This window comes from Bacillus sp. NP157, assembly GCA_018889975.1.
Classification (GTDB): domain Bacteria; phylum Pseudomonadota; class Gammaproteobacteria; order Xanthomonadales; family Rhodanobacteraceae; genus Luteibacter.
Window position 1 is genome coordinate 339,402 of the sequence record CP076546.1, and the last position, 11,914, is coordinate 351,315.

Below are 11,914 nucleotides of genomic sequence, written 5' to 3' on the forward strand. Positions count from 1 at the left end.
TTATGTAATCGTTTACCGGCCGGCACACCCTTCGCGGGCGCATGGTGGCTGGCGCGGCGCCCAGGCGGCGTGGCCGGAACGGCGCCAGCCACCGCCGATGCTGCGGGACGCCATGACCCCGCCACCCCGGGATCGCTACAATCGGGGGCTCATCCAACGACGAAACGACTCCCCGCATGGCAACCCGTCTCGACCCGCTCGATCTCTACGATGTTCGTTCGCTGCTCACGGAAGAAGAGCGCATGGTCCAGGACGCCGTCGGCCGCTTCGTCGACGAAAAGGTGCTCCCGATCATCGGTGACTGCTTCGACCAGGGCCGTTTCCCGGCCGAGCTGGTTCCCGAGATCGCCTCGCTGGGCCTGCTGGGCGCCACGCTGCCCGAGGAATACGGCTGCGCCGGCATGAACGGTGTCAGCTACGGCCTGATCTGCCAGGAACTGGAGCGCGGCGATTCCGGCCTGCGCAGCTTCGCTTCCGTGCAGAGCTCGCTGTGCATGTACCCGATCTTCGCCTACGGCTCCGAGGAGCAGAAGAGCGAATACCTGCCGCGGATGGCCGCGGGCGAGGTCATCGGCTGCTTCGGCCTCACCGAGCCGCACGGCGGTTCCGACCCGGCCAACATGAAGACCGTGGCCCGCAAGGACGGTGGCGACTGGGTGATCAACGGCGCCAAGATGTGGATCACCAACGGCAACCTCGCGCACATCGCCATCGTCTGGGCGCAGACCGACGAGGGCATCCAGGGCTTCATCGTGCCGACCGATACGAAGGGCTTCGCGGCGCAGGAAGTGCACAAGAAGATGAGCCTGCGTGCCTCGGTCACCTCGGGCCTGTTCTTCGACGACGTGCGCGTGCCCGACAGCGCTCGCCTGCCGAACGTGAAGGGCCTCAAAGGCCCGCTTGGCTGCCTCAACCAGGCCCGCTACGGCATCACCTGGGGCCCGATCGGCGCCGCCCAGGCCTGCCTGAAGGAAGTGCTGGACTACACCGAGCAGCGCATCCTGTTCGGCCGCCCGCTGGCCGCGAACCAGGCCGTGCAGCTGCGCATGGCCGACATGGCCCGCCGCATCACCACGGCCCAGCTGCTGTCGCTGCAGCTCGGCCGGCTGAAGGATGCCGGCCGCCTGCAGCCGACCCAGGTGTCGCTGGCGAAGTGGAACAACGTGCGCATGGCGCTGGACATCGCGCGCGACTGCCGCGACATCCTCGGCGGCGCCGGCATCACCACCGAGCACTCGGCGATCCGGCACGCGCTGAACCTCGAGTCGGTCATCACCTACGAAGGCACCGAGACGGTGCACCAGCTGGTGGTGGGCCGCGAGCTCACCGGCATCAACGCGTTCTGATCGCGGCGCCATGCACGGCCCGCGCATCGAAACGGATCGGCTGATCCTGCGTCCCACCGCGCCAGACGATTTTGGCGCATGGGCCGAGTGCATGGCCGATCCGGAAGTGAATCGCTTCCTCGGCGGCCCGCAACCGCGCGCGCTGGCATGGCGCAACTTCATGACCATGGCCGGTTCGTGGAGCATGCTCGGCTTTGGCATGTTCTCGGTGATCGAGCGCGCCACCGGCCGCTGGGTCGGCCGGCTTGGACCCTGGGAGCCCGAGGGCTGGCCCGGCCATGAAATCGGCTGGGGCCTGCTGCGCGAGACCTGGGGCAAGGGCTACGCTACCGAAGGCGCCGCGGCTTCCATGGACTGGGCCTTCGAACACCTGGGCTGGACCGAGATCATCCACTCGATCAATACGGAAAACATCGCCTCGATCCGCGTCGCCGAAAAGCTGGGCTCCACCTGGCAGGGCAAGGGCGTGCTGCCCGCACCGTTCGAAGGCGATGTCATCGACCTCTGGGGCCAGACGCGCGAGCAGTGGCTCGCCCGTCGCCGCTGATCCAACCACTCCGGGATTCCGCATGAGCCACCTGCCTACCGTGTACGGCCTGCGCTCGTCGGGCAACTGCTACAAGCTGCAGCTGCTGCTGGACCTGCTCGGCAAGCCCTACCGCTGGATCGACACCGACAGCTCCAAAGGCGCCACGCGCACGCCCGAATTCCTCGCGCTGAACCCCAACGGCAAGGTGCCGCTGCTGGTGCTCGAGGATGGCCGGCGGCTGGCGGAATCCAACGCGATCCTTTGCTACCTCGCCGAAGGCACGGCCTTCCTGCCTGCCGATGCGTGGGATCGCGCACGCACGCTGCAGTGGCTGTTCTTCGAGCAGTACAGCCACGAGCCGTACATCGCCGTCGCCCGTTTCGTCCGTCGCTGGCTGCCGGAAGACCACGAGCGCCAGGCCGAGATCCCGCGCCTGCACGAACGCGGCGGCCACGCACTGGACGTCATGGAAGACCACCTCGGCACCGAATCGTTCTTCAGCGGCGGTACGTTCGGCGTCGCCGACATCGCGCTGTTCGCCTACACCCATTGTGCCGCCGATGGCGGCTTCGACCTGTCCCGTTGGCCGCGCGTCGGCGCCTGGCTGGAGCGCGTGCGCGCCCAGCCGCGCTTCTCGCCGATGGCCGCCTGACCTTTCCCGAGCACACCATGTCCGTCCCGTACACCATCGCTGCCCGCCACAAGGGCTTCAACCGCGCCGAGATCGTCGACCAGAACTTCGTCGAATTCGTGCAGTTCTGGCAGGGCGACGTGGCCCTGCCGCCGCGCGACGACGAGCCGGTGCTGCCCGGCAGCACGCTGGATGCGCGGGGCTTCCGCGAGCTGCTCGAATCGCAGCTGATCAGCCGCCACCTCGACCTGATGGCGCGCGTGCTGCGCGTGCAGAACAAGGTGTTCTACACGATCGGATCCTCGGGCCACGAAGGCAACGCGATGGTCGCGCGTGCCACGCGGCATACCGATCCGGCGTTCCTGCACTACCGCAGCGGCGGCTTCATGGCCGAGCGCTTCCGCAAGCTGCCCGGCATGGATCCGGTGATGGATTCCGCGCTGTCGTTCGCTGCCAGCAGCGAAGACCCGGCGTCCGGTGGCCGCCACAAGGTGTGGGGCAGCAAGCCGTTATGGGTGCTTCCGCAAACCTCGACCATCGCCTCGCACCTGCCCAAGGCGCTGGGCACGGCCATCGCGATCGAGCAGGGCAAGCGCATCCGTCATGCGTTGCCGATCCCCGATGATTCCATCGCGTTGTGCTCGTTCGGCGATGCCTCGTCGAACCACGCCACGGCGCAGACGGCATTCAACGCCGCGGCTTGGACGGCGTACCAGAAGCTCCCCGCGCCCGTGCTGTTCATCTGCGAAGACAACGGCATCGGCATCTCGGTGAAGACGCCGAGCGGTTGGGTGGCGAACAACTTCGAGCGTCGCTCCAACCTCGATTACTTCTACGCCGACGGCCTCGACCTCGCCGGTGGCTACGCCGGCGTGCAGCGCGCGGTGGAGCACTGCCGGACGACGCGCCGGCCGACCTTCCTGCACCTGAATACGACGCGGGTGATGGGCCACGCGGGTACCGACTTCGAAATCGAGTGGCGCTCGGTCGAAGAGCTGGTCGCGCTGGAGGCGACCGACCCGTTGCTGCGCAGCGCGACGATCGCGCTTTCTTCGGGCCTGTACGACCGGGAAAGCCTGCTCGGCCTGTACGACAGCATCCGCAAGCGCTGCTTCGACGCGGCGGACGAAGCCGATCGCCGCCCCAAGATCACCACGCTGGACGAGGTGGTCCGCCCGCTGGCGCCGTACACGCCCGCTGCGGTGCAGGCCGAAGCCGCGCGCGTGGCACCGGCCGAAGAGCGCGAGCGCGTGTTCGGCGGCGCGGCGAAATTGCCCGAAGCCCAGCCGCCGCGTCACCTGGCCATCCAGATTGGCCAGGCCCTGCACGATCTGATGGCGAAGTATCCGGAAAGCCTGCTGTTCGGCGAAGACGTCGCCCAGAAGGGCGGCGTGTACACGGTGACCAAGGGCCTGCACAAAGCCTTCCGCAACACGCGCGTGTTCAACACGCTGCTCGACGAGACAATGATCCTCGGCCTCGCCCAGGGCTACGCCAACATGGGCATGTTGCCGCTCCCCGAGATCCAGTACCTCGCGTATTTCCACAACGCGTGCGACCAGATCCGTGGTGAAGCGGCATCGTTGCAGTTCTTCTCCAATGACCAGTACCGCAACCCCATGCTGATGCGCGTAGCGTCGCTCGGCTACCAGCGCGGCTTCGGTGGTCATTTCCATAACGACAACTCGATCACGGCGCTGCGCGACATCCCGGGCCTCGTGGTGGGTTGCCCGAGCCGCGGCGATGACGCGGCGACGATGCTGCGCACGCTCGCTGCGCTGGCGAAGGTGGATGGCCGCGTCACCGCGTTCCTCGAGCCGATCGCCTTGTACATGACCAAGGATCTGTACGAAGCCGGCGACGGCCAGTGGCAGTTCACCTATCCCGCGCCTGGCGAAGCGATGCCGCTGGGCGAAGGCCGGGTGTACCACGAAGACGCGGATGACCTGGTCATCTTCACCTTCGGCAACGGCGTGCCGATGAGCTTGCGCGCCGCACGCCGCATCGAGGCCACGCATGGCTGGAAGGTGCGCGTGGTCGACCTGCGCTGGCTGGTGCCGTTGAACGACGGCTTCATCGCCGCGCAGGCGAAGGGTGCGAAGCGGATCCTCGTGGTCGACGAAGGCCGGAAGAGCGCCGGCGTAGGCGAGGGCGTGATCACGGCGATCGTCGAGGGCGGGCACGGTGCGGTGCCGCTACGCCGGGTCGTCGGTGTCGATACGTTTACGCCGCTGGCGGGCGCGGCCTTCCTCGTGTTGCCAGGGGACGACGATATCGTCGCGGCGGCCGGGGAGTTGGCGTAACCGCCGATCAGGCCTTGGGGGCGGCCTTGGCGCGGACCAGGGTCGGACCGGCGGGGCCGGAGCAGACGACGCGGTTGCGCCCACCGAGCTTGGCGGCGTACATCGCCGCGTCGGCGCGTTCGATCAGCGACTGCACCGTGTCGGCCGGGGTGCGGATGGCGATGCCGATGGAGACCGTGAGCATTTCGCGGCCGTCACCGACGTGCACGTCCAACCGGCTTACCCGGCGACACAGGCGCGTGGCGATCTGCACCGCATGCTCGCGTTCGGCACCCTGTAGCAAGGCGACGAACTCTTCGCCACCGAAGCGGCCGAGCAGGTCGTTAGGGCGCAGTTCGTGGCGCAGGGCACTGGCCACGGCGACCAGTGCACGATCGCCGGCGGCATGGCCGTGGCGGTCGTTCAACGTCTTGAAGTGATCGAGGTCCAGGAAGAGCAGGGCGATCGGCCGGCCGTTGCCGGCTTCCAGCGTCGCCAGCGCGCCGTCGGTCCACGCGCGGCGGTTCAGCACACCGGTCAGCGAGTCGGCATCCGCGAGCTGGCGCGCCTTGTCGCGGTCGTGGCGGATCGTCAGCGCACGGTCGGACAAACCGATCGACAACACGATGGCCTCGAACGCGCCGATGGCGATCGCGGCGTCCGGTAGCCACGGCGCATCGGCGAGCATGCCCTGCAACTGCGCGCCGCACAGCGCGGTGAGCAACAGCAGCGGGGTCCAGCCGACCAGGAAGAACCAGGCGTGGCGCGAGCCGCGCACGGCGGCGATGGCGCCGGCGACGAGCAGCAGCACCGCGCCCAGCAGGAGCAGGGGCTGCAACAGCAGGTGCGCCGTGCTTACCAGCAGCGCCACCCCGGAGACCTGGCAGGTGGCGATCACCGGCATGCCGATAGCGAAGGCCAGCACGGGCGTGCGCAGCAGCGGCACGTAGTCGTCGACCTTACAGAAGCGCAGCATGAACAGCGCCGCGAACGACACCGACAGCGCCGTGGCGGCCGTGCCCAGCGCATCGCCCATGCCGGCGAGCATCTGCAGTTCCAGCGGATGGAAGACGTAGCCGGAGCGCAGGCCCTGGATCAGCGCATAGCAGACCAGGTAGGCGGCGTACCAGCCGAAGGTCATGTCCCGCAGGATGATGGTGAAGCACAGCGCCATCAGCGCCATGGTCAACATCACCGAGAAGCAGGCCGTGGCGAACACCAGCCAGCTCGCGTCATCGGCGAGGAAGTTCGGCCAGCTCTCCATGCTGATGGTGACCGCACCCGGGGCCTGGTCGGTCGGCTCGAATTTCAGCAGCAGCGGCCGGGACGCGGGCACGGACTCGGGGATGGCGAAGATCAGCCGCCCGTGGCCGTGCAGCGGTGGGCCGAAGTCGTCCAGCGCGGTCGTCGACTTTTCCGTCGGTGAGTAATACAGGGTGACCTTGCCACCGCCCGGGTTGTGGATGCTGAGCACGCGCTCGTCAGCGGACCAGGGCGGCAACTGGCGCAGGATCACCCAGGTGCCGGCGTCGCCGGTGTGAAAGACCTGCATCCGTGAGGGGTCGAACGAGGGCAGTGGCGACGTCCAGGATTCGGCCAGCACCCGCGCCGCGTCATCGCCCGGGCGTACTTCACGGTAATTGCCGGTCAACGAGGGCGCCGCCTGCGCGACGCCCGCCAGCAAAAGCATCGCGCACAGCATCACCGCCTGCGTAAGGCGGATCACCCATGCGTATTGCCCCTGCTCACCCACGGTCGAATCCCTTGCAACGCTGCGGCGCACCCTACTGGCGCGCGGCCTTGGATCCGATGCGATCTACGAAAGCCCGTCTCCCCCAAAAGCAACTCCATTGTGCCTTTGCCGGGGGAGGTCCGCCATGTTCACTTTGTGAAATCCGCCCGGCCGAAGGGCCTGGGGCGGGCGGCACCGTCCGTGGCGGCAGGCCGGCGGGGCGCTTGCCCGTGGCGAGGCCCCCGTACAGCCGCTTGCGGGGCGCCCTCAGCGGGGCTTGGGCACCGCCACGGCCGCATAGCGCTCCAGCAACTGGGCCTGGGCGTCCCGCACCGGCGCACCGGGGGCCGGCTGGACCAGCACGTAGTTCCCGTTCGCCTGCTGCATCCACGCGGAGTGGTTGTCGGTCAGGTACAGGTCCAGCTCCTTGCGCACCCGCTGGCGGAGCTTCTTGCCTTCGATGGGGAAGCAGGTCTCGACGCGACGGTCCAGGTTGCGCTCCATCATGTCCGCGCTGGCTAGGTAGAGGTCTGGCTCGCCGTCGTTATGGAACCAGTACACCCGGCTGTGCTCGAGGAAGCGGCCGACCACCGAGCGCACGCGGATGTTGTCGGAGACACCCGGCACGCCTGCGCGCAGGCAGCACATGCCACGCACGATCAGTTCGATCTTCACGCCGGCCTGGCTGGCGCGGTACAGCGCACGGATCATCTTCGGGTCGGTGATGGCGTTGAGCTTGCAGACGATCTCGGCCTTCTTTCCCGCCGCGGCGTTGCTTGCTTCGCGACCGATCAGTTCAAGCAGCGTCTTCTTCAGCGTGAACGGTGCATACAGCATGCGCTTCATCTTCAGCGCCTTGCCCATGCCCGTGAGCAGGCGGAACAGCTTGTGCACGTCGTCGCACAGCGCTTCGTCCGAGGTGAGCAGGCTGTAGTCGGTGTAAAGGCGGGCATTGCCCGAGTGGTAATTACCCGTGCCCAGGTGCGCGTAGCTGACCAGCTTGCCGTTCTCGCGCCGCTGCACGTAGGCCAGCTTCGCGTGCGTCTTTACGCCCACCACGCCGTAGGTCACCACGGCGCCGGCCTGCTGCAGGCGCGAGGCGAGGCTCAGGTTGGACTCTTCGTCGAATCGCGCGCGCAGTTCCACCACCGCGGTGACTTCCTTGCCCGCGCGCGCGGCTTCCACCAGCGCATCGACGATTTCGGAATTGGCACCGCTGCGATACAGCGTCTGCTTGATGGTCAGCACCTGCGGATCCTTCGCGGCCTGGCGCAGGAAATCCACCACCGGCGAGAACGATTCGAACGGGTGGTAGAGCAGGATGTCCTGCTTGCCGATCACCGAGAACATGTCTTCGGCGTCGGCCAGCGCCTTCGGCAATGCCGGCACGAACGGCGGGAACTGCAGGTGCGCGTAGTCCGACTTCACCGTCATTTCGAACAGGCGGGCGAGGTTCACCGGGCCATTCACTTCGTAAAGCGAATCGGCTTCCAGCGAGTATTGCTTGAGCAGGTAATCGACCAGCGGCTTGGGGCAGTTATCCGCCACTTCCAGGCGCACCGCATCGCCGTAGCGGCGCGAGAACAGTTCGCCGCGCAGCGTGCGGGCAAGATCCTCGACGTCTTCCGGATCGATCGAAAGGTCGGCGTTGCGGGTGAGGCGGAACTGATAAGAACCGATGACGCTCATGCCCGGGAACAGGTCGTCGGCATGCGCGTGGATGATCGACGACAGCAGGACGTAGTTGTCGCCGTCCTCGCACACTTCCGGCGGCAGCCGGATGATGCGCGGGAGGATACGCGGCGCCGGCACGATCGCCAGGCCCGAGTCGCGGCCGAACGCATCGGTGCCTTCCAGCTGCACGATGAAGTTGAGGCTCTTGTTGACCAGGCGCGGGAACGGATGGGTGGGATCGAGGCCAATCGGCGTGATCAGCGGCGCGACTTCGTGGCGGAAGTAACGGCGCACCCACAGCTTCTGCTTCTGCGACCACTGGTTGCGGCGCACGATGCGGATGCCTTGTTCCGCCAGCGCCGGAAGAATTTTTTCATTGAGGATCGCGTACTGTCGTTCGATCTGGTGATGCGCAATCTCGGCGATTTCGGCGAGCACGCGGCGCGGCGGGATACCGTCGGCACCGATCACTTCATGGTCGAAGGCGATCTGCTGCTTGAGCCCGGCAACGCGGATCTCGAAGAACTCATCCATGTTGGACGAGAAGATCAGCAGGAATTTCAGGCGCTCGATCAGCGGCTTGGATTCATCCAGGGCCTGGTCGAGCACACGGATGTTGAATTGCAGCTGCGACAGTTCTCGATGGATGTAGAGCGACGGGTCGCTGACATCGGCCGCAGGCGCTTCCACAGGCGGCGCCGGGACCTTCGTGGCCGGCGTTTTCGCCGTGGCGTTCGGTTCGGTGGCAGGCGTCATCGTATCCAAGCGTCAGTCCTCGTCGCGGCTCGCGACGCCCTGATGGTACGCCGCCCGGGGAGCATATGACCGCGTTTTGACACGCCCGTGACATCCATCAAGGAAAACGGCAACGGGCCGTTCCGATCAAACCACCAAAGGCTCCGGCTCCAAAACCACCCCAAACCGCCCCTGCACGCCCCCGATGACCTTCTGCGCAAAGGCCCAAAGCTCCGGCCCCGTCGCCTTGCCGTGGTTCACCAGCACCAACGCATGCCGGTTCGACATCCCCGCATCACCCTCGCGCTGGCCCTTGAACCCCGCCGCCTCGATTAGCCAGCCCGCCGAGATCTTCGCCGTGTTGCCCGCATGCGGCCACACCGGCAAGCCCGGATGGGCGAGGGCCAGTGCATCGGCCTGGGCCTGGCTGACGATCGGGTTCTTGAAGAAGCTACCCGCATTGCCGATCACCGCAGGGTCGGGCAGCTTGCGCGAACGCAGGCGAACCACCGCTTCGGCCACGTGGTACGGGGTAGGACGCGCGATACCCATCTTTTCGACTTCGTCGCGGATGCCGGCGTAGTCGAGCGACAGCGGACGCTCACGCGGCAGGGCAAAGGTCACCGCCACGACGATCCAGCGGCCGGCCTGTTGCTTGAAACTGGAATCGCGATACGAGAAGGCGCACGCCGCCTTGTCGAGCAGCACGAACTCACCCGCATGGGTGTCGTAGGCTTCGACGGTGTCGATGAACTCCGACACTTCCACGCCATAGGCGCCGATGTTCTGGATCGGCGCGGCGCCGACGGTACCCGGGATCAGGATCAGGTTCTCCAGCCCCGCGTAGCCCTGGCCCAGCGACCAGCGCACGAAATCGTCCCAGCGTTCGCCGGCCGCTACGCGGATCAGCACGCGATCGTCGCGCTGGAACGTCTCGACGCCCGCATTGGCCATCGCCAGCACGGTGCCCTCGATGTCGCCCTTGATCAGCAGGTTGCTGCCTTCGCCCAACACCAGCACCTTGCCGGCCTTCACGGCGGGATAGGCGAGGATGTCCGGAAGCTTCGTCGGGTCACGCACTTCCACCAGCATCGCGGCGCGCGCGTCCACGCGCAGCGTGTTGCGACCCGCCAGCGGCGCGTTGGAGGTGAGGGTGAAGCCGCCCATGTCGACGGGCGCGTTGTTAAGGGTCATGCGAGGATTCCGCGTCGACGGATTTCCGCGACCGCTTCGTTGATCAATCGGGGGCCACGATAGACGAGGCCGGAATACACCTGCACCAGCGAGGCACCCGCCTCGAGCTTGGTCGCGGCATCGTCGCCATCGAGGATGCCGCCCACGCCGATGATCGGCAGGCGGCCCGCGACGCGCGTCGCCATGCCACGTAGCACTGCGGTGGACTTTTCAAACAGCGGGCGACCGGACAGGCCACCGGTTTCATTCGCATGCGCATGGCCCGCGACGCCGCCGCGATCGATCGTCGTGTTGGTGCAGATCACGCCATCGATGCCGGAGGCGAGCAACACCTCGGCGATGCTGTCGAGTTCGGCCTCGGTAAGGTCCGGGGCGATCTTCAGCAGCATCGGCTTGCGCGCACCGTGCTGGCTGGCCAAGCGCTCCTGCGCCTCGCGCAGAGTGCCGATGAAGCGGCGCAGCGTTTCTTCTTCCTGCAGGTCACGCAGGCCCTGCGTGTTCGGCGAGGAGATGTTCACGGTGATGTAGCTGGCCAGCGGATAGGCTCGTTCCAGGCACAGCAGGTAATCGTCGGTGGCACGCTCGTTGGGCGTGTCCTTGTTCTTGCCGATGTTGATGCCAAGCACGCCGCGGAAGCTGGCCTTTTCAACGTTGCGCACGAGCGCATCGATGCCGCCGTTGTTGAAGCCGAGGCGGTTGATCACGGCATCGTGTTCCGGCAGGCGGAACATGCGCGGCTTGTCGTTGCCCGCCTGCGGACGCGGCGTCACGGTGCCGATTTCGACAAAGCCGAAGCCCATCGCGGCCAGGCCGTCGAGGTGGTCGCCGTTCTTGTCCAGGCCGGCCGCGAGGCCCACCGGGTTGGGAAAGGTGATGCCAAACACGGTCACCGGGAGGTCGGCCGGCGGGGTGTTCAGCAAGTGCGAGAAACCACTGCGCTGGGCGACATCGCTGGCGTACAGGGTCAGGCCATGCGCCGTCTCGGCGTCCAGTTTGAACAGCAGGGGGCGGATCAGGTCGTACATCAGGCGTCCGGACGTCCCGCGAACACGCGGGTGTCGTAGTCAAAATCGATGGTGCCCTCGTCCTGCGTGGCGTCGAACAGCGAGCGCAGGGCGGCGAGCATGGATTCGTGGTTGGGGTGGCCAGGCTTGGGCGCGTACGACGACGACATCAGCCGGCCCTGCAGGGCATCGTAATCCAGCTTCTGGCCGTGCGGAAACGAGGCCATGCCGCGGTAGCCGTGGCCAAACCAGCGCGCCATGGCCTCATCGTCCGCGTAACGCTCAGCCACGCCGACATAGTCCACGCCATATTCGTGCAACAGGCGTTCGTAACCTTCGAGGAAGGGCGTGCCGACCAGCCGGCGGGTGTTCCAGAACACCGCGACCAGGCCGCGCGCGGATAGGATCCGCGCAAACTCCGCGCGGACCTTCACCAGGTCGAACCAGTGGAAGGCCTGCGCGGCGATGACCAGGTCCTGCGAGGCGTCCGCGAGCCCCGTGGCCTCGGCCGTGCCGTCGACCGCGTGGAAGCGGCCTTCGTCGCCCAGCCACTGGGTGGCGGCGGCGCGCATGGCGGCATTCGGTTCCACGGCGGTGACGCGGTGGCCGTCGTCCAGGAACAGCTTGCTGGAGATGCCGGTGCCCGCGCCCACGTCGGCCACGGCCCAGTCGTGTTTCACGCCCAGGCCGTGCAGCCAGTCGACCAACGCCCGCGGGTAGTCTGGCCGGTAGCGGACGTAGTCCTCTACGCGATCAGAGAAGCGTTCCGTGGAGCGCAGGTCGGCCA

Annotated in this window: 9 protein-coding genes; 4 read left to right on the forward strand and 5 right to left on the reverse strand. The window is 67.0% G+C overall.

All coding sequences use genetic code 11. From position 1 onward, the window contains the following. Window positions 1–176 precede the first annotated feature (176 nt). Genes KPL74_01570 through KPL74_01585 form a run of 4 tightly spaced genes read left to right on the forward strand, consistent with a single transcriptional unit; the run spans window position 177 to window position 4,809 of the window. Window positions 177–1,346, forward strand: coding sequence for an acyl-CoA dehydrogenase family protein (locus KPL74_01570; protein ID QWT20710.1), 1,170 nt, complete (start codon window positions 177–179; stop codon window positions 1,344–1,346). A 10-nt stretch (window positions 1,347–1,356) separates the two neighbouring features. After that, window positions 1,357–1,893 carry a GNAT family N-acetyltransferase gene (locus KPL74_01575; GenBank protein QWT20711.1) on the forward strand — a complete coding sequence of 179 codons (537 nt, stop codon included), beginning with the start codon at window positions 1,357–1,359 and terminating at the stop codon, window positions 1,891–1,893. Between the two features lie 22 nt (window positions 1,894–1,915). Then, on the forward strand, window positions 1,916–2,527 hold the full coding sequence (locus tag KPL74_01580; GenBank protein ID QWT20712.1) for a glutathione S-transferase family protein: 612 nt from the start codon (window positions 1,916–1,918) through the stop codon (window positions 2,525–2,527). A gap of 17 nt (window positions 2,528–2,544) precedes the next feature. After that, window positions 2,545–4,809 (forward strand): hypothetical protein, encoded by a 2,265-nt coding sequence (locus KPL74_01585; protein ID QWT20713.1) that lies wholly within the window; start codon window positions 2,545–2,547, stop codon window positions 4,807–4,809. 7 nt (window positions 4,810–4,816) lie between these two features. Here the strand turns inward: KPL74_01585 and KPL74_01590 are convergent, their stop codons facing one another. The 5 genes from KPL74_01590 to KPL74_01610 form a co-directional block, all read right to left on the reverse strand. Continuing rightward, window positions 4,817–6,541 carry a GGDEF domain-containing protein gene (locus KPL74_01590; GenBank protein QWT20714.1) on the reverse strand — a complete coding sequence of 575 codons (1,725 nt, stop codon included), beginning with the start codon at window positions 6,539–6,541 and terminating at the stop codon, window positions 4,817–4,819. 246 nt (window positions 6,542–6,787) lie between these two features. Beyond that, a complete protein-coding gene (ppk1, locus tag KPL74_01595; GenBank protein ID QWT20715.1) occupies window positions 6,788–8,959 on the reverse strand; it encodes a polyphosphate kinase 1 in 2,172 nt (723 codons plus the stop codon). Window positions 8,960–9,076: 117 nt separating this feature from the next. Next, window positions 9,077–10,123 (reverse strand): UDP-N-acetylmuramate dehydrogenase, encoded by a 1,047-nt coding sequence (gene murB / locus KPL74_01600; protein ID QWT20716.1) that lies wholly within the window; start codon window positions 10,121–10,123, stop codon window positions 9,077–9,079. Next, the gene (locus KPL74_01605) at window positions 10,120–11,151 is read right to left on the reverse strand and encodes a quinone-dependent dihydroorotate dehydrogenase (GenBank protein ID QWT22562.1); all 1,032 of its coding nucleotides are present in this window, start codon (window positions 11,149–11,151) and stop codon (window positions 10,120–10,122) included. Before KPL74_01605 ends, murB begins: the two co-directional genes overlap by 4 nt. After that, window positions 11,148–11,906, reverse strand: a complete 759-nt coding sequence (locus tag KPL74_01610) for a class I SAM-dependent methyltransferase (protein ID QWT22563.1) — start codon at window positions 11,904–11,906, stop codon at window positions 11,148–11,150. The genes KPL74_01605 and KPL74_01610 overlap by 4 nt, the downstream gene beginning before the upstream one ends. Between the last annotated feature and the right edge of the window lie 8 nt (window positions 11,907–11,914).

Bases quoted from the DNA above. Each gene is read 5' to 3' on its own strand.
- KPL74_01570 (QWT20710.1), top strand. From the start codon at position 177: ATGGCAACCCGTCTCGACCCGCTCGATCTCTACGATGTTCGTTCGCTG.
- KPL74_01580 (QWT20712.1), top strand. From the start codon at position 1,916: ATGAGCCACCTGCCTACCGTGTACGGCCTGCGCTCGTCGGGCAACTGC.
- KPL74_01575 (QWT20711.1), top strand. From the start codon at position 1,357: ATGCACGGCCCGCGCATCGAAACGGATCGGCTGATCCTGCGTCCCACC.
- murB (QWT20716.1), bottom strand. From the start codon at position 10,123: ATGACCCTTAACAACGCGCCCGTCGACATGGGCGGCTTCACCCTCACC.
- KPL74_01585 (QWT20713.1), top strand. From the start codon at position 2,545: ATGTCCGTCCCGTACACCATCGCTGCCCGCCACAAGGGCTTCAACCGC.